Below are 17,653 nucleotides of genomic sequence, written 5' to 3' on the forward strand. Positions count from 1 at the left end.
TGTGGAGCGGGTGCGACGGAATCCGTATCAGGCTGTGCCCCAGGTGTAGGTCTGCTTGCGCAGCTTGAGGTAGACGAACGCCTCGGTCGCCAGTACGCCGTCGACGGCGCGCAGCCGTTGCAGGATCTCCAGCAGGTGCGCGTCGTTGCGGCAGACCACCTCGGTCAGCAGGTCGAACGAGCCGGCGGTGATCACCACGTAGTCGACCTCCTCGAACTCGGCGAGCCGGTCCGCGACGGTCTCCAGGTCCCCGTCGGTGCGCAGGCCGATCATGGCCTGCCGGGGGAACCCGAGCTGGAGCGGGTCGGTGACCGCGACGATCTGCATCACCCCGGCGTCGAGCAGGCGCTGCACCCGCTGGCGTACCGCCGCCTCGGAGAGCCCGACGGCCTTGCCGATGGTCGCGTACGGCCGCCGGCCGTCCTCCTGGAGCTGCTCGATGATCTGCTTCGCCACGTCGTCCAACAGCGCGTGGCTGGCGCCTTCGCGCACCGTGACGCGTCGCCCGCCGGCGCCGTTCTCCTGCTGTCGGTTCGTCATCGACCACTCCCCATGTCCGGTACCGCGCTGAGCCTAGTGCCACCGGCGAGTGTGGCGTAATTCGTCGTCCATCGCTATTCCCGCAACGGAATCCCTTGTAAGAGAGGGAACCTCATGTCAGGATCAGTCGTCCCTGGCAAAGACCCCCTCCCGCCGGCGCGTCACCCCCGTCCCGTCGCCGACGGACGACCCCCTAGGAGTCGTCACATGCGCACTCCCCCGCTGCCCCTCACTCGACGTGGACTGCTCACCGGCACCCTCTCCTCGGCCGCCCTGCTCGCCGCGGGCGGTGTGCTCGCCGGCTGCGGCACCAAGGCCGCGACGCAGACCGAGGCGGGCTGCAAGAGCGAGGACCTCTCCGCCACGGAGAAGAAGCTGGCCTTCGCCAACTGGCCGCAGTACATGGACGTCGACGAGAAGGACGAGTCGAAGCGGCCCACCCTCGACGCGTTCGTCGCCAGGACGGGCATCCAGGTCACCTACACCGAGGACGTCAACGACAACAACGAGTTCTTCGGCAAGGTACAGAACCAGCTCGCGAGCTGTCAGAGCACCGACCGGGACATCATCGTCCTGACCGACTGGATGGCCGCCCGGATGATCCGGCTCGGCTGGATCCAGAAACTCGACCCGGCGAAGATCCCCAACGTGGCGGCGAACCTGCTGCCGTCGCTGCTCAACCGCTCCTTCGACCCGGAGAACCGGATCTCCATCCCGTGGCAGTCCGGCCTCGCCGGGCTCGCCTGGAACGGCAACGTCACCAAGGAGATCCGCACCGTCGACGAGCTGCTCACCCGCCCCGACCTCAAGGGCAAGGTGACCGCGCTGAGCGAGATGCGCGACACCATGGGCCTGCTGCTCCAGTCCAACGGACACGACCCGGCGAACTTCACCGCCGCCCAGTTCGACGACGCGCTCAACAAGCTCAAGAAGGCGGTGGACTCCGGCCAGATCCGCCGGTTCACCGGCAACGACTACGCCCCCGACCTGGCCAAGGGCGACATCGCCGCCTGCATCGCCTGGTCCGGCGACGTCATCCAGCTCTCCGGCGAGGACGAGAAGGTCAAGTTCGTCGCGCCCGAGTCGGGCGTGATGCTCTTCAGCGACAACATGATGGTGCCGAACAAGGCCACCCACAAGGGCAACGCCGAAGCGCTGATCAACTACTACTACGAGCCCGCGGTCGCGGCCAAGCTCGCCGCGTACGTCAACTACATCTGCCCGGTCAAGGGCGCGCAGGCCGAGATGGAGAAGATCGACCCCGAGCTGGCGGCCAACCCGCTGATCTTCCCGGACGAGGCGCTGCTGCGGAAGTCGAAGGTCTTCATGGCCCTCGACGAGAAGCAGGAGAAGGAGTACGAGTCCAAGTTCCAGCAGGTCATCGGGGCGTGATCGGGATGGGCGCGAAACCTCGGGAACACGGTGCACCGGCCGGCGACCTGCGGCTGGCCAACCTCACCAAGCGGTTCGGCATCTTCACCGCCGTCGACGACCTCAGCCTCACCGTCCCGCAGGGCTCGTTCTTCGCCCTGCTCGGCTCGTCCGGCTGCGGCAAGACCACCACCCTGCGGATGATCGCCGGGCTGGAGGAGCCGACCAGCGGTCAGGTGCTGCTCGGCGACCGGGACGTCACCCGGCTGCGGCCGTACCAGCGGCCGGTCAACACCGTGTTCCAGAGCTACGCGCTCTTTCCGCACCTCGACGTCTACCGCAACGTCGCCTTCGGGCTGCGCCGGCGTGGGCGCCGCTCCACCGACGACGATGTCCGGCGCATGCTCGAACTGGTGCAGCTGGCGGAGTACGGCAACCACTACCCCGGTCAGCTCTCCGGCGGTCAGCAGCAGCGCGTCGCCCTGGTCCGCGCCCTGGTCAACCACCCGCAGGTGCTGCTGCTCGACGAGCCGCTCGGCGCGCTCGACCTGAAGCTGCGCCGGCAGATGCAGATCGAGCTGAAGCGGATCCAGACCGAGGTGGGGATCACCTTCGTGCACGTCACCCACGACCAGGAGGAGGCCATGACGATGGCCGACACGGTCGCGGTGATGAACGCCGGGCGGATCGAGCAGCTCGGCGCTCCCGCCGAACTCTACGAGTTCCCGGCCACCGCGTTCGTGGCGAACTTCCTCGGCCAGTCCAACCTGCTCGCCGCCGAGGCCGCCGGGCCCGCCGGCGCCGACGTGCCGGTCACCGCCCACGGCGCCCGCTTCTCCGTGCCCGCCGACCGCGCCCGCTCCGACCGGGGCCCGGTCTACCTGGGGGTACGCCCCGAGAAGCTGCACCTGGCCGGCTCCGCCGCCCAGGTCCCCGCGGGACACCAGCACGTCGAGGGCATCGTCACCGACGCCTCCTACGTCGGGGTCAGCACCCAGTACCTGGTCCGGACCGGCTGGGGGAGCGAGCTCTCCGCGTTCACGGCGAACAGCGGCACCGGTGGGCAGCACCCGGTCGGCACCCCGGTGGTGGCGCACTGGGATCCCCGGCACGCCTTCCTGCTGCCCCGCGAACCCGGCCAGGAGGACCGCACCACCCCGCTGCTCGACGAGCCGGTCGGAGCGCCGTCGTGACCGGGCCGATCCGCGGCGTGTCGCGGTATCCCGCGACCCAAACACCGCCACACGCCGCAAACCCGTCGCGCGGGGCCGGAGTGACGGCGTGAGCGCGCTGGCGCGCGTGCCGGCGCCGACGGGGCGGGCGGACCTCGCGCCACCGTCTCGTGGGGGGCGGCACCGGCTGCTGCCGTACCTGCTGCTCCTGCCGGGCGCGGCCTGGCTGTTCGTCTTCTTCGCCGTGCCGCTGCTGCAACTGGCCGCGGCCAGCCTCTACGACCCGAGCGGCTCGCTCTCCACCGGGTACGTGCTGACCTGGGCGTTCAGCAACTACCCGGACGCGTTGCAGGCGTACTGGCCGCAGTTCGCCCGCTCCTTCGGCTACGCCGGGATCGCGCTGGTGCTGGCGCTGCTGATGGGCTACCCGCTGGCGTACGCGATCGCGCAGAAGGCCGGCCGGTGGAAGAACCTGCTGCTGGTCTGCGTCGTCGCCCCGATGTTCACCAGCTTCCTGGTGCGCACCCTGGCCTGGAAGACCATCCTGTCGGACAACGGCTGGTTCGTCGGGCTGCTGCGTGACGTGCACCTGCTCGCTCCCGACGGACGGCTGCTGGCCACCCCGTTCGCGGTGATCCTCGGCCTGACGTACAACTTCCTGCCCTTCCTGGTGCTGCCGCTGTACGCCAGCCTGGAGCGCCTCGACCACCGGCTGCTGGAGGCGGCGGGCGACCTGTACGCCAACCCGGTGCAGACGTTCCGCCGGGTCACCCTGCCGCTGTCCATGCCCGGCCTGATCGCCGGCACGCTGCTCTTCTTCATCCCGGCCACCGGCGACTACATCAACGCCGAACTGCTCGGCACCCCCAACGAGTACATGATCGGCAACGTCATCGACTCGGCGTTCCTGGTCCGGCTGGACTACCCGCAGGGCGCGGCGCTGTCGTTCCTGCTGATGGCGGCGATCCTCGCGGTGGTCTTCGGCTACCTGCGCCGGGCCGGCACGGAGGAGGTCCTGTGACGACCCGCGTCTCGCGTTGGCTGGCTGACCGCTGGGTGATGATCGTGGCCCTGCTGGTGCTCGGCTACCTCGCCCTGCCGATCCTGGTGGTGGCCGGGCTGTCGTTCAACCGCCCGTCGAGCCGGCTGTCGTACGACTTCCACGAGTTCACCCTGGACAACTGGCGCAACCCGTGCGCCACCGCCGACATGTGCGACGCGGTGGTGCGCAGCGTCCAGATCGGCTTCATCGCCACCGTGGTCGCCACGGTGCTCGGCACGCTGATGGCGTTCGCCCTGGTCCGGCACCGGTTCCGGGGCCGCTCCGGGGTCAACCTGCTGATCTTCCTGCCGATGGCCACGCCGGAGCTGGTGATGGGCACCTCGCTGCTCGCCCTCTTCGTCTCCGCCGGCGTGCCGCAGGGCTTCTGGACCGTCGTCATCGCGCACGTCATGTTCTGCGTGTCGTTCGTGGTGGTCACGGTCAAGGCGCGGCTGGCCGGGATGGACCGGCGGCTGGAGGAGGCCGCGATGGACCTCTACGCCAACGAGTGGCAGACCTTCCGGCTGGTCACCCTGCCGCTGGTGCTGCCCGGCATCGTGGCCGCCGCGCTGCTGGCCTTCTCGCTCAGCTTCGACGACTTCATCATCACGAACTTCAACGCCGGCACCACCGTCACCTTCCCGATGTACGTCTGGGGCGCCGCCCAGCGCGGCATCCCGCCGCAGGTCAACGTCATCGGCACGGCCATGTTCGTGATCGCGCTGCTGCTGGTCGGCGTCAGTTCGCTGCGCGCCCGGCGGGCCCGGCGCGCCGCGCTGGCGCCCCTGGCGGGCCGACGGGCGAGCGGCCCGTCATGATCCTCCCGCATACCGGCAGGGCGCTCGCCGACGCGGCGCCCGTGCCCTACTGGCTGGACCGCCCGGAACGCCCCGACCCGCTGCCGCCGCTGCACGGTACGCACACCGCCGACCTGCTGGTCGTCGGCGGCGGGTACGCCGGACTCTGGACCGCCCTGCTCGCCAAGTCCGACGACCCCGACCGGGACGTGCTGCTGGTCGAGGCGGGCACCTGCGGGTGGGCCGCGTCCGGGCGCAACGGCGGGTTCTGCGCCGCCTCGCTCACCCACGGCCTCGCCAACGGCGCGCAGCGCTTCCCCGGCGAGATCGACGAGCTGGAACGGCTCGGCCGGGAGAACCTGGACGCGATCGCGGCGACCGTCGAGGCGTACGGGATCGACTGCGACTTCGAGCGCACCGGCGAGCTGGCGGTGGCGGTGGCGCCGTACCAGCTCGTCGGGCTGGCCGAGGACGCCGCGCTGGCCCGCCGGTACGGCCACGACGTCCGGCTGCTCGACCGGGACGAGGTTCGCGCCGAGGTGCACTCGCCGACGTACCTCGGCGGGCTGTGGGACACCGGCCGGGTGGCCCTGCTCGACCCGGCGAAGCTGGCCTGGGGGCTGCGCCGCGCCTGCCTGCGGCTCGGTGTCCGGATCGCCGAACGGACCCGGGTCACCGGGCTGCGCCGGGACGCCGCCACCCTGCGCGCCGTCACGGCCGGCGGCCCGGACGCCGCGCCCGGCCTGGTCCGGGCCCGACAGGTGGTGCTCGCCACCAACGCCTTCCCGCCGCTGCTGCGCCGGCTGCGCGCCTGGATCGTGCCGGTCTACGACTACGCCCTGATGACCGAGCCGCTGACGCCGGCCCAGCGCGACGCGATCGGCTGGCGCAACCGGCAGGGGCTCGCCGACACCGGCAACCAGTTCCACTACTACCGGATCACCGCCGACGGGCGGATCCTCTTCGGCGGCTACGACGCGGTCTACCACTACGGCAACCGGGTCGCCCCGGAGCTGGAGCAGCGCCCGGCCACCTTCACCGCCCTCGCCGAGCACTTCGCCACCACCTTCCCGCAACTGGCCGACCTGCGCTTCAGCCACCGCTGGGGCGGGGTCATCGACACCTGCACCCGGTTCTGCCCGTTCTTCGGCACCGCCTACGAGGGCCGGCTCGCGTACGCGGCCGGCTTCACCGGCCTCGGCGTCGGCGCCACCCGGTTCGGCGCCCGGGTGATGCTCGACCTGCTCAGCGGTGCGGACACCCCACTGACCCGGCTCGACCTGGTCCGCAGCACGCCGCTGCCGTTCCCGCCGGAACCCGTCCGGGCCGCCGGCATCCACCTCACCCGCTGGTCGCTGGCCCGCGCCGACGCGCGCGAGGGCCGGCGCAACCTCTGGCTCCGTACCCTCGATCGTCTTGGACTGGGGTTTGATTCCTGATGCGCATCCTGCTCGTCGGCGCCGGCGGGGTCGGCGCCGCCGCCGCCGCCATCGCCGCCCGCCGATCGTTCTTCGAGACCATGGTGGTCGCCGACCACGACCCCGACCGGGCCGCGCGGGCCGTCGCCGCCCACGGTGACCGGTTCGTCGCCGCCCAGGTGGACGCCGCCTCCGCCGACGCGGTCGCCGCGCTCTGCCGGGAGCACCGGATCACCCACGTGCTCAACGCGGTCGACCCGCGCTTCGTCATGCCGATCTTCGACGCCGCGCTCGCCGCCGGGGCCGACTACCTGGACATGGCGATGTCGCTGTCCCGGCCGCACCCGTCGCGCCCCTACGCGGAGACCGGCGTGAAGCTCGGCGACGAGCAGTTCGCCGCGGCCGACCGGTGGGAGGCGGCCGGACGGCTGGCGCTGTGCGGCATCGGTATCGAGCCCGGCCTGTCCGACGTGTTCGCCCGCTACGCCGCCGACGAGCTGTTCGACGAGATCGACGAGATCGGGGTACGCGACGGCGCGAACCTCACCGTCGACGGGTACGACTTCGCGCCGTCCTTCTCCATCTGGACCACCATCGAGGAGTGCCTGAACCCGCCGGTGATCTGGGAGGCCGGTCGGGGCTGGTTCACCACCGAGCCGTTCAGCGAGCCGGAGGTCTTCCACTTCCCCGAGGGGATCGGCCCGGTCGAGTGCGTCAACGTCGAGCACGAGGAGGTGCTGCTGATCCCGCGCTGGGTGAAGGCGAAGCGGGTCACCTTCAAGTACGGCCTCGGCGACGAGTTCATCGAGGTGCTGAAGGCCCTGCACAAGGTCGGGCTGGACGCCACCGCCCCGGTGACGGTGCGCGGGGTGCAGGTGTCCCCCCGGGACGTGGTCGCCGCGTCGCTGCCCGACCCGGCCACCCTCGGCGCGCGGATGCGCGGCAAGACCTGCGCCGGGACCTGGGTGCGCGGATCGAGGTCCGGGCGGCCCCGTGAGGTCTACCTGTACCACGTGGTCGACAACGAGTGGTCGATGCGGGAGTACGGCCACCAGGCCGTGGTCTGGCAGACCGCGGTGAACCCGGTGGTCGCCCTGGAACTGCTCGCCACCGGCGCGTGGTCCGGCGTCGGCGTGCTCGGTCCGGAGGCGCTGCCGCCCACGCCGTTCCTGGACCTGCTCACCGGGTACGGCTCGCCCTGGGGAATGGAGGAGCGATGAGGTACGGCCCGATGTTCGGCCCGGACGTCACCTTCCTCGGCGTGCCGCCGTGCACGCTGGAGGAACCCGTCACCTACGCGGACGCCGACGTGGTGATCATCGGTGCGCCCTTCGACGGCGGCACCTCGCACCGGCCGGGCACCCGGTTCGGCCCGTCCGCCATCCGGCAGGCCTGCTACCTGCCGCACGACGGCTCCCGCCCGTCCCTGGCGATGCGGGTGGACGGGCTGCGGGACCTGTGCGTCTACGACGCCGGTGACGTGGAGATGTTCTCCGGCGACATCGAGCGGTCGTTGGGCGCGCTGGAGACCGCCGTCCACGCGGTCGCGCGCGCCGGGGCGATCCCGGTGGTGCTCGGCGGTGACCACTCCATCGCCCTGCCCGACGCCACCGGGGTGGCCCGCCACCACGGGCTCGGCCGGGTGTCGCTGGTGCACTTCGACGCGCACGCCGACACCGGCGACATCGAGTTCGGCTCGCTGCACGGGCACGGTCAGCCGATGCGCCGGCTCATCGAGTCCGGCGCGGTACGCGGCGACCGGTTCCTCCAGATCGGGCTGCGCGGCTACTGGCCCGGCCCCGAGACGCTGGCCTGGATGGCCGCGCAGCGGATGCGCTCGTACGAGATGACCGAGCTGGTCGCGCGCGGGCTCGACACCTGCCTGACCGAAGCCTTCGCGATCGCGGTCGACGAGTGCGAGGGGGTCTTCCTCTCCGTCGACGTGGACGTGGTCGACCCCGGCATGGCCCCCGGCACCGGCACCCCGGAGCCCGGCGGGTTGACCTCGCGGCAACTCCTCGACGCGGTCCGCCGGGTCTGTTACGAGCTGCCCGTCGTCGGTCTCGACGTGGTCGAGGTGGCCCCGCCGTACGACCACGCCGACATCACCGCGTACCTCGGCAACCGGGTGGTGCTGGAGGCGCTGTCGGCCATCGCCCGCCGCCGCCGCGACGCCGCCGGCGGCCCGCCCTGGAACCCCCACCAGCCCCTCCTGGACGCCCGCTGACCCCGCCCCAGTGATCCGGCCCGTCGGGTTCCCTCCGGGTCGACCGGAATCGATCCGCCGGGCATTGACAGGGGGCGGACACGACGTGATCATGTGGTGACGCTGCGGCCGTACGGGGGCCCGCGGCCAAATCTCCGGAGGACCTTCATGGGTCGTGCCCTGTCCACATTCGCCCTGGGTGTCGCCGCCCTCGCCACCGCCGCGCTGGTCAACGCGACGCCCGCGTACGCGGCCACCGAACAGCTCCGGCTCGACTTCGACGCCACCCCGACCGGGCAGGTCGAGCCCGGTCCCTGGACCGCCGGCTGCTTCGCCGACGTCGCCACTCCGGGCGACTCCGGGTGCATCGCGGTGGGCGCCCCGGGCAGCATCTCCCGCACGTCCCGCCCCGGCGGATCCGGCCCGAGCCCGGCGATCGCGTTCCCGGCCACCGGCAGCGCGCTGATCCAGGTGCCGGACGCCGCCAACCTCAACCCGGGGACGCAGGACTTCACCATCAGCGCCATGGTGAAGGTGACCACCGGTCAGGTGACCGAGGGTGCCAACCTGGTGCAGAAGGGCGTCTACGCCGACCCGGCGCAGTGGAAGCTGCAGCTCGACGGCGGCAAGCCGGGCTGCCGCATCAAGGGGCTCGACACCGCGGGTCTCACCGTGTCGAAGCTGATCACCGCCGACGCCTCCATCGCCGACCAGGGCTGGAAGTTCGTCCAGTGCAAGCGGCGCGGTGACACGTTGAGCCTGATCGTCGGCAGCACGGTGGTGGCGGAGGGCACGGGCGCGACCATGGACGTCACCAACACCGCGAAGGTGCACATCGGCGCCAAGGGTGCGGGGCTGACCAACAACGACCAGTTCCGCGGCGAGATGGACAACGCCGTCTTCAGCATCGGCTGACCAGCGGCGAGCACCGTGGGGGCGGGCGCCCGGCGCCCGCCCCCACGGTTCGTCCGGTCAGGTGTAGATGACCCGGGTCGTCCCGGTGGCGCTGTCCAGGACGATCGCGCCGTGCTGGAAGTCGGACCGGCGGCCGCCGGTCACCGCGTACTCGTCGGTGGTGGGCAGGCCGAGCCGGCTGCCGGTGCCGCCGAGGCTGAGGTAGCGGCTCAGGATCAGCCCGTGCACCTCGTGCGCCCCGGTCGTCGACGACCAGTACACGTTGCCGCCCTGGAACTGTGAGGCACGCCCACCGGTGACCGCCACCTCGTCCGAGACGGGATAGCCGAGGAAGCCGGCCTCGGCCCCCAGCGCCGTCCACTTCGTCCGGATGCCGCCGTTGACCGTGTGCGCCCCGGTCGCCGTCGACCAGTAGATCGACCCGCCCTGGAAGTGCTGGTACCGACCGCCGCCGGCCCCGGCCTGCTCGTCGCCGAGCGGGAAGCCGAGGAACGAGGTGACCGTGCCCAGCGAGCGGTACTTGGTCAGGATGCCGCCGAACACGTAGTACGTGCCGACGCCGCTGCGCCAGTAGATCCGGCCGCGCTGGAACCACTGCACCGCCGTGCCGCTGGTGGTGGCGACCATCTCGGCGGTGACCGGAGCCCCGAACGCCGACGACGGGCCGCCCAGCGAGAGGTACTTCGACCTGATCCCGCCGACGGTCACCGCCCGGTACGGGCTGGCGAAGCCGTACCCCATGCCCCTGAGCCTGTCGATGATCGCCTGGAGGTACCCGGGGTCGGTGGAGGGCGCGCTGACGTGCATCACCAGGATCGCGCCCGGCACCGTGTACGCGTCGATCCGCTGGCTGATCACCGACCACGGCTTCGCCTGGTAGCCGGTGGTGTCGTAGGTCCAGTCGAGGTTGACGTACCAGCCGCGCAGGGCGAGGTCCCGGTTCACCCGGGGTCGAGGTAGCCGGACCGGTACGGGGTGCGGAACCAGCCGGCCGAGGTCAACCCGAGCGCCCGGTAGGCCGCCTCGGCGCGGTCGAGCTGGGACCACCGGGCGGCCTGGGTCAGGGTCAGGAAGTCCGGGTGGTCCCAGCTGTGGTTGATCAGCTTGTGCCCGCCGGCGGCGATGGCCCGGGTGGCGTCCGGGTTCTGCGTCACGAACCGCCCGGTCAGCCCGAACCCGGCGGTGATCCCGTTCGCGGCCAGGGTGTCCAGGACGGAGGCGATGTTCGCCCTGGTCCGCTCGTCGTCGGAGGTGGGCCAGTCCGAGTCGAAGGTCAGGGTGACGAGCTTCGTGCTGTCGTACCCCTTGGTGAAGACCGCGGCCCGGTAGGGCGCGGTGTCGGCGGCGACGGCGCGCGACGGCGTCACCACCACCCCGACGGCGGCCACCAGCACCAGGACCGCCGTGGCCACGAGCACGGCCCGGATCCGCCGGACCACACCGTCGCTGCTCCGCTCGTTCACGGGAATCACCTCCGACGCGGGCGTCGGACGGGGCGGGGAGCCTCTCGCGCCCGCTGCCTCCATCCTCCGCCCGCCGGGTGACGCCGTGCAGAGCCGGACGTCCCGTTTCCGGGGCTCAGGCCAGCCGCGACCGGATGAGGAAGCGGACGCCGTCCGGGGCCTCCAGCGAGAACCCACCGCCCCGGCCGGGCACCACGTCGACGGTCAACGTGGTGTGTCTCCACCGCTCCCACTGCGCCGCCGACATCCAGAACTCGACCGGTTCCGCGACCCCCTCGATCCGCAGCGCCGCGAGCAGCACGTCCGAGGAGCCGGTGCGGAACTCGCCGGCCGGGTAGCACATCGGGGCGCTGCCGTCGCAGCAGCCGCCGGACTGGTGGAACATCACCGGCCCGTGCCGCTCGCGCAGCGCCCGGATCAGTTCGGCCGCCGCCGGGGTCACCGAGACGGGCGGCGGTGCCGCGGCCCCCGGGACGGGAGTCGCGGCACCGTCGGCAGCGGCACCCATCAGAAGAGGCCGAGCTTCTTGGTGGAGTAGCTGACCAGCAGGTTCTTGGTCTGCTGGTAGTGCTCCAGCATCATCTTGTGGTTCTCCCGGCCGATGCCGGACTGCTTGTACCCGCCGAACGCGGCGTGCGCCGGATACGCGTGGTAGCAGTTGGTCCAGACCCGGCCGGCCTGGATGGCCCGCCCGGCCCGGTACGCGGTGTTCATGTCCCGGGTCCAGACGCCCGCACCGAGTCCGTACAGGGTGTCGTTGGCGATCTTCACGGCGTCGTCCAGGTCGGCGAAGGAGGTCACCGAGACCACCGGGCCGAAGATCTCCTCCTGGAAGATCCGCATCGCGTTGTCGCCCTCGAAGATCGTCGGCTCGACGTAGTACCCGCCGGACAGCTCGCCGCCCAGCTCCGCCCGCCCGCCGCCGGTCAGGACGCGAGCGCCCTCCTGCCGGCCGACGTCCAGGTAGGACAGGATCTTCTCCAGCTGGTCGTTGGACGCCTGCGCGCCGATCATCGTGTCGGTGTCCAGCGGGTGGCCCTGGCGGACGGCCCGGGTCCGCTCCACGGCCGCCGCCAGGAAGTCGGAGTAGTGGCCCTGCTGGATCAGCGCCCGGGACGGGCAGGTGCAGACCTCGCCCTGGTTGAGGGCGAACATGGTGAAGCCCTCCAGGGCCTTGTCCAGGAAGTCGTCGGTGGCGGCGCTGACGTCGTCGAAGAAGATGTTCGGGCTCTTGCCACCCAGCTCCAGCGTGACGGGCCGGATGTTCTCGCTGGCGTACTGCATGATCAGCCGGCCGGTGGTGGTCTCCCCGGTGAAGGCCACCTTCGCCACCCGGGGCGAGGAGGCCAGCGGCTTGCCCGCCTCGACGCCGAAGCCGTTGACCACGTTCACCACGCCGGGCGGCAGCAGGTCGGCGACGAGCGAGAGCAGGTGATGGATCGACGCGGGGGTCTGCTCGGCGGGCTTGAGCACCACGGCGTTGCCGGCGGCGAGCGCCGGGGCGAGCTTCCAGACGGCCATCAGGATCGGGAAGTTCCACGGGATGATCTGCCCGACCACGCCGAGCGGCTCGTGGAAGTGGTACGCGACGGTGTCGTCGTCGATCTCCCCGAGGGTGCCCTCCTGGGCCCGGATCGCCCCGGCGAAGTACCGGAAGTGGTCGATCGCGAGCGGGATGTCGGCGGCCAGGGTCTCCCGTACCGGCTTGCCGTTCTCCCAGGTCTCGGCGACGGCGAGGGACTCCAGGTGCTCCTGCATCCGGTCGGCGATCCGGTTCAGGACCAGTGCCCGCTCGGCCACCGAGGTGCGTCCCCAGGCGTCGGCGGCGCCGTGCGCGGCGTCGAGAGCCTTCTCGACGTCCTCGGCGGTGCCCCGGGCCACCTCGCAGAAGGTCTGCCCGGTGACCGGGGTGGGGTTCTCGAAGTAGCGACCGCCGTGCGGCTTCACGTACTCGCCGCCGATGAAGTGGTCGTAGCGGGACTGCCAGTGGGTGGGGGCGTCGTAGCGCGTCATCGGGTACCTCCGCCGTCCGTGGGTGGTGGATGGCCGGACGCTAGTGGCGGCGACGTTGCAGCGAGGTTGCGCGGCTGAGGTCGTACTCCCCGGAGAGCTGGCGGATCCGCGCGAGGGCGAGGGGCCGGCGGGGCGCGCCCGCCGGCAACGCCCGCGCCATCGCCTGCCAGGCGGTGAGGTCGTCGCGGCCGGCGGGCATCGCGGTCCAGGCCGCGAGCAGCGCCGGGTCCGCGGCGGCCAGCACGGCCCCGCGCAGCTGGTCGTCGACCAGCCGGCGCAGTCGCACCACTCCCGGCGCGTCGGAGGCCGGCAGCAGACTTCCCGGGTACGCCCCGAGCGCGCCCGGCACGTCGCCGCGTTCCAGCAGCTCGACGACGGTACGGAAGTCCGCGCGCACCGGCCCCCGCAGCCGGTACGGCCGGGAGTCGAGCAGTTCGTCGCCGAGTGCCCGGCGCAGCCGGGACAGCTCGGCGCGGAGGGTGACCGGGTGCAGCCGGTCGTCGCCGTAGAGGTCGAGGCCGAGCTGTTCGCCGGTCCGCCCCTCGGGGTGGTCGAGCAGCAGCACCAGCAGCTCGCTGTGCCGGCGGCCGAGCCGTACGCGCCGCCCGCCGACGCGCAGTTCCGCCTCGTCGCGGCCGAGTGCGGACACCTGGACCAGGTCGGGTTCGACCGGTGTGGCGCCGGCCAGGAGCGTCTCGGCGGCGCGGGCGGTGGCCCGGACCAGGGCGAGGCTCTGCGGGTTGGCGAGGTGGTCGCCGCCGGTGATGTCGACCGCGCCGAGCAGCCGGCCGGTGGTCGGGTCGTGGATGGGCGCGGCGGCGCAGGTCCAGCGCTGCACCGGCCGGACGAAGTGCTCGGTGGCGAAGATCTGCACGCTGTGGTCGACGGCGAGGGCGGTGCCGGGGGCGTTGGTGCCGGCGTGCTGCTCGTCCCAGCGGGCCCCGGGGACGAAGTTCATCCGCTCGGCGTGCCGGAGCACCCCCGGATGCCCCTCCACCCAGAGCAGCCGCCCGTACGCGTCGCAGACCGCCATCAGGTGCGCGCCGTCCTGGGCGATGCCGCCGAGCAGGTCGCGGAAGAGGGGCAGCACCCGGGCCAGGGGATGCGCCGCGCGGTAGCTCTCCAGCGCGTCGCCGGTGAGGTCGACGGGGGCGGTGGTTTCCGGGTCGAGCAGCGCGGACCGTTCCCAGGACCGTCGGACCACGTCGCGGACCGGGTGGGGGGTGACGCCGGCGGTCAGGAACGCCTCGTGGGCGGCGCCGACCTGCGCGATCCGCTCTGCGGGATCGACGCCGAACTCCAGGGCGAGCCACGGGTCAGCCATCGGCGACCTCCTCGCGCCCATGGTGACCCAGCTCACCCTCGATCGCCAGTACCGGTTGTCCGGGCGATCGACGCTCTCCCATCCGGTGTCCGGCGCACAGGGTGCGCGTGGCGGCACGGGAAGGGCGGTCGTGCTGGTCGGGACGCGGGGAACGGATGACATCTGATCCTCCGTGGGCCCGGTATCCCCGCCCGGTGTCCGTCCCACTCGAAACTTCCCTGCCGGAAACGGTGAACCCGGCAGCGCTCCCAGTCCGTACCCGGCGTCGTAGGAGCTCGACGGAGGACGGGAGTGACAGGTGAAGGTGCAGCGGAAGCACGTGCTGGCGGCCGGGGTGGCCGTGGTGGCCTCGGCGGTGGTGGCGGTCGGGACCGGGTTCGGCTTCGCCGACACCACCACCACCCGGCCGAGCGCCTGCCAGGGATCGGTCACGTTCTCGGCCGAGGGCGGCGCGCCGGCCGCGACCAGCGACCGGTTCCCGGTCGGGACGCGGCTGCGGGTGACCAACCTGGACAACGGCAAGGCGGCCACCGTGACGGTGACCGGGCCGTCGGGTAGTTGCGTGCTGCTCAACGCCGCCGCGATGGACCTGGTGCGCGAGCCCGGCAAGAACGTGATCCGCCGCAATCTGGTGGAACGCCTCGACGGCGGGGCGCAGCCGGGGGGAGCGGCCCGGCCCGACCAGCAGACCCGGCCGGGCAGCGCGCAGCCCGGCGCGTCGGCGGGCGGCGCACAACCGGGTGGCGCCAGCGTGTGCGCCGGGGCGATCACCTTCTCCGCCGAGGGCGGTGCGCCCGCCGCGACCAGCGGCCAGTTCCCGGTCGGGACGCGGCTGCGGGTGACCAACCTGGACAACGGCAAGGCGGTCAGCGTGACGGTGACCGGGCCGTCGGGCAGTTGCGTGCTGCTCAACGCCGCCGCCATGGACGCGATCCGGGAGCCCGGCAAGAACCTGGTCCGCCGCAACGTGGTCGAACTGCTGCGCTGACGTGGTGCGACGCCGGGCAGGTCTCCCCGCCCGGGACGACCTGCACGGCGTCGCCGTCGGTGCCGGCTCGGCCGGGCGTCGGCAAGGGCCCGCTGCCGTGCGGCGGTGCGGCGGATCCGACGGCGTGATCCTGGTGTCCCGTCGACGCTGCGCATCCCGGACCAGCCGAACGGGCCCCTCACCAGGTGATGGCGAGGGGCCCGTCGGGCCCGGTCCGGTCGGACCGGGGTGGGGGAACTACAGGGTCAGCGTCCAGCTGTCGATGTAGCCGGTGTCGCCGCTCGCGGCGTCCTGGACCCGCAGGTTCCAGGTGCCGTTGCGGGTCTCGGTGGAGAGGTTGACCGCATAGGTCTGGTTGATGTTGTCGGTGGAGCTGCCGCTGCGGTTGTGCAGGGTGTAGACGCTGCCGTCCGGCGCGACCAGGCTGACCACCAGGTCACCGATGTAGGTGTGCACGACGTGCACCTCGACCTTGCTGGTCGACGAGGCGGTGCCGGTGCAGCCCGAGACCGCGACGGCGCTGGACACCGTGGCGTTGTCGTTGATCGTCACGTTGGCGCCGTTGGTGCCGCCGCAGGTGGCCGTCGAGCCGCCCAGGTTGAGCGTCCAGCTGTTCAGGTAGCCGGTGTCACCGGCGGCGGCGTCCTGGACGCGCAGTTTCCAGGTGCCGTTGGCGACCTCGCCGGAGAGGTTGACCGCATAGGTCTGGTTGATGTTGTCGGTGGAGCTGCCGGCGCGGTTGTGCAGGGGGTAGGTGCTGCCGTCGGGGGCGATCAGGCTGACCACCAGGTCGCCGATGTACGGGTGCACGATGTTGACGGCGACGGTGCTGGCGGCGCCGGCGTTGCCCGTGCAGCCGGAGATGGTGATCGTGCTCTCGACGGTGGCGTTGTCCGTGACGGTCACGTCGGCGTCGTTGGTCTGCGTGCAACCCGACGGCGGCGGCGGGGGCGGCGTGGTGGTGCCGCCGCCGACGTAGAGCAGCTTGTTGGGCGAGCCGGTGCCGACGTTGGTCACCACGTTGCTGGTGGCGTCGGTGACCAGCTTGTCGCGCACCTGCTGCGGGGTGAACGACGGGTTGGCGGCGAGCACGAGCGCCGCCGCGCCGACCACGTGCGGCGTCGCCATCGAGGTGCCGCTGATGGTGTTCGTCGCGGTGTTGCCGGTGTGCCAGGCCGAGGTGATCGACGAGCCCGGGGCGAAGATGTCCAGGCAGCTACCGATGTTGGAGAACGACGACCGAGCGTCGGTGTTGGTGGTCGAGCCGACGGTGATGCCGGCGGGGGTGCTGGCCGGCGAGCTGTTGCAGGCGTTGGCGCCGCTGTCGTTGCCCGCCGCGAGGCCGTAGGTGACGCCGTCGGCGATGGAACGGGCGACCGCGTCGTTGAGCGCCTGGTCGTAGCTGCCGCCGAGGCTCATGTTGGCCACCGCGAGCTGGCCGGCGGCGTGGTCGCCGGTGACCCAGTCGACGCCCTGGATGACGCCGGCGTTGGTGCCGCTGCCCTCGCAGTCGAGCACTCGGACGCCGACCAGGGTGACGCCCTTGGCCACGCCGTACGAGGTGCCGCCGACCGTGCCGGCGACGTGCGTGCCGTGGCCGTTGCAGTCGTCCGCGGTGCCGCCGTCGACCGAGTCGAAGCCGGAGATCGCGCGACCACCGAAGTCGCTGTGGCTGGTCCGGATGCCGGTGTCGATGATGTACGCCTTCACGCCCGAGCCGGTGTTCGGGTACGTGTAGGAGTTGTTCAGCGGCAGGGCGCGCTGGTCGAGCCGGTCGAGCCCCCAGGACGAGGTCGGGCTCTGCGTGCCGGTGATGCGCACGGTGTGGTTCTGCTGGACGTAGCGCACCGACGGGTCGGCGGCGAGCTGCCGGGCCTCGGCCTCCGAGAGCCGGGCCTCGAAGCCGCGCAGCGCGTTCCGGTAGGTGCGGGCCACCGCGCCGCCGTGCTCGTCGGCGAGGGCGCGCGCGGTCTTCGCGACGTCGGCCCGGTTCACGGCGGCGTCGTCGAAGACGACGATGTACGAGCCGGTGACCGCGGTGGCGCCACCGGCCTGGAGGATCTGCCCCTCGGCGGGGGCGGTGGGGGCGGCGGTCGCCGGGGCGCCGAGGGCCACCGCGGTGGTGACGGCGGCTGTGGCGATCCCGATGCGCCAAGGGGTTCGGGGTGCGTGGGGGTTCGTCATCCCTGGGGGTGTTCCTTCCGGTGAGGTGTGCTCGTGGCACACCACCCGATCGATGTTGATCGAGTTGAAGGAGATCGTAGGGCGGGAATCGACGTATGGAGAAAGATCGAAGAGATAGGAAAAAAATCACAAACTCTGGACGGCCTCCGAGTGCCGTATCCGCAGGCAGGCGGCCTGCCCGGCTCGTGCCCGACTGACTGAAGAGTCAGTATTCGATGGC

The 17,653-nt window shown here is 71.9% G+C and carries 16 protein-coding genes; 9 read left to right on the forward strand and 7 right to left on the reverse strand.

Going from position 1 to position 17,653, the window contains the following annotated elements:
• Positions 1 to 27: 27 nt before the first annotated feature.
• Positions 28 to 540 (reverse strand): Lrp/AsnC family transcriptional regulator, encoded by a 513-nt coding sequence (locus GA0070614_RS20655; protein WP_088977512.1) that lies wholly within the window; start codon positions 538 to 540, stop codon positions 28 to 30.
• A gap of 207 nt (positions 541 to 747) precedes the next feature.
• Between GA0070614_RS20655 and GA0070614_RS20660 the strand changes: the two genes are divergently transcribed.
• The 8 genes from GA0070614_RS20660 to GA0070614_RS20695 all read left to right on the forward strand — a co-directional run bounded on the left by GA0070614_RS20660 (position 748) and on the right by GA0070614_RS20695 (position 9,461).
• On the forward strand, positions 748 to 1,932 hold the full coding sequence (locus tag GA0070614_RS20660) for a polyamine ABC transporter substrate-binding protein (protein WP_088977513.1): 1,185 nt from the start codon (positions 748 to 750) through the stop codon (positions 1,930 to 1,932).
• Between the two features lie 5 nt (positions 1,933 to 1,937).
• Entirely contained in the window at positions 1,938 to 3,104 is a 1,167-nt protein-coding gene (locus GA0070614_RS20665; protein ID WP_088979552.1) for an ABC transporter ATP-binding protein, read from the forward strand.
• 88 nt (positions 3,105 to 3,192) lie between these two features.
• The gene (locus GA0070614_RS20670) at positions 3,193 to 4,104 is read left to right on the forward strand and encodes an ABC transporter permease (RefSeq protein WP_088977514.1); all 912 of its coding nucleotides are present in this window, start codon (positions 3,193 to 3,195) and stop codon (positions 4,102 to 4,104) included.
• Positions 4,101 to 4,943 (forward strand): ABC transporter permease, encoded by an 843-nt coding sequence (locus tag GA0070614_RS20675; RefSeq protein ID WP_231933341.1) that lies wholly within the window; start codon positions 4,101 to 4,103, stop codon positions 4,941 to 4,943. Before GA0070614_RS20670 ends, GA0070614_RS20675 begins: the two co-directional genes overlap by 4 nt.
• On the forward strand, positions 4,940 to 6,361 hold the full coding sequence (locus GA0070614_RS20680) for an NAD(P)/FAD-dependent oxidoreductase (protein WP_088977515.1): 1,422 nt from the start codon (positions 4,940 to 4,942) through the stop codon (positions 6,359 to 6,361). The genes GA0070614_RS20675 and GA0070614_RS20680 overlap by 4 nt, the downstream gene beginning before the upstream one ends.
• Positions 6,361 to 7,560, forward strand: coding sequence for a saccharopine dehydrogenase family protein (locus tag GA0070614_RS20685; RefSeq protein ID WP_088977516.1), 1,200 nt, complete (start codon positions 6,361 to 6,363; stop codon positions 7,558 to 7,560). The genes GA0070614_RS20680 and GA0070614_RS20685 overlap by 1 nt, the downstream gene beginning before the upstream one ends.
• Positions 7,557 to 8,567 carry an agmatinase gene (gene speB, locus GA0070614_RS20690; RefSeq protein ID WP_088977517.1) on the forward strand — a complete coding sequence of 337 codons (1,011 nt, stop codon included), beginning with the start codon at positions 7,557 to 7,559 and terminating at the stop codon, positions 8,565 to 8,567. Before GA0070614_RS20685 ends, speB begins: the two co-directional genes overlap by 4 nt.
• 147 nt (positions 8,568 to 8,714) lie before the next feature.
• The gene (locus GA0070614_RS20695; protein ID WP_088977518.1) at positions 8,715 to 9,461 is read left to right on the forward strand and encodes a LamG-like jellyroll fold domain-containing protein; all 747 of its coding nucleotides are present in this window, start codon (positions 8,715 to 8,717) and stop codon (positions 9,459 to 9,461) included.
• A gap of 57 nt (positions 9,462 to 9,518) precedes the next feature.
• Here the strand turns inward: GA0070614_RS20695 and GA0070614_RS20700 are convergent, their stop codons facing one another.
• The 5 genes from GA0070614_RS20700 to GA0070614_RS20720 form a co-directional block, all read right to left on the reverse strand.
• A complete protein-coding gene (locus GA0070614_RS20700) occupies positions 9,519 to 10,406 on the reverse strand; it encodes a hypothetical protein (RefSeq protein WP_088977519.1) in 888 nt (295 codons plus the stop codon).
• Positions 10,403 to 10,924, reverse strand: coding sequence for a polysaccharide deacetylase family protein (locus GA0070614_RS20705; protein ID WP_088977520.1), 522 nt, complete (start codon positions 10,922 to 10,924; stop codon positions 10,403 to 10,405). The genes GA0070614_RS20700 and GA0070614_RS20705 overlap by 4 nt, the downstream gene beginning before the upstream one ends.
• A 115-nt stretch (positions 10,925 to 11,039) precedes the next feature.
• Complete coding sequence (locus GA0070614_RS20710) at positions 11,040 to 11,432, reverse strand: DUF779 domain-containing protein (protein WP_088977521.1); 393 nt, start codon at positions 11,430 to 11,432, stop codon at positions 11,040 to 11,042.
• The gene (exaC, locus tag GA0070614_RS20715; RefSeq protein WP_088977522.1) at positions 11,432 to 12,937 is read right to left on the reverse strand and encodes an acetaldehyde dehydrogenase ExaC; all 1,506 of its coding nucleotides are present in this window, start codon (positions 12,935 to 12,937) and stop codon (positions 11,432 to 11,434) included. The genes GA0070614_RS20710 and exaC overlap by 1 nt, the downstream gene beginning before the upstream one ends.
• 40 nt (positions 12,938 to 12,977) lie before the next feature.
• On the reverse strand, positions 12,978 to 14,261 hold the full coding sequence (locus GA0070614_RS20720) for a GAF domain-containing protein (protein ID WP_088977523.1): 1,284 nt from the start codon (positions 14,259 to 14,261) through the stop codon (positions 12,978 to 12,980).
• Between the two features lie 298 nt (positions 14,262 to 14,559).
• On the opposite strand from GA0070614_RS20720, the gene GA0070614_RS20725 reads away from it, so the two are divergent.
• Positions 14,560 to 15,249, forward strand: coding sequence for an RlpA-like double-psi beta-barrel domain-containing protein (locus GA0070614_RS20725; RefSeq protein WP_088977524.1), 690 nt, complete (start codon positions 14,560 to 14,562; stop codon positions 15,247 to 15,249).
• Positions 15,250 to 15,486: 237 nt separating this feature from the next.
• Here the strand turns inward: GA0070614_RS20725 and GA0070614_RS20730 are convergent, their stop codons facing one another.
• Positions 15,487 to 17,433 carry a proprotein convertase P-domain-containing protein gene (locus GA0070614_RS20730; RefSeq protein ID WP_088977525.1) on the reverse strand — a complete coding sequence of 649 codons (1,947 nt, stop codon included), beginning with the start codon at positions 17,431 to 17,433 and terminating at the stop codon, positions 15,487 to 15,489.
• Between the last annotated feature and the right edge of the window lie 220 nt (positions 17,434 to 17,653).

The organism is Micromonospora coxensis, assembly GCF_900090295.1.
GTDB lineage: Bacteria > Actinomycetota > Actinomycetes > Mycobacteriales > Micromonosporaceae > Micromonospora > Micromonospora coxensis.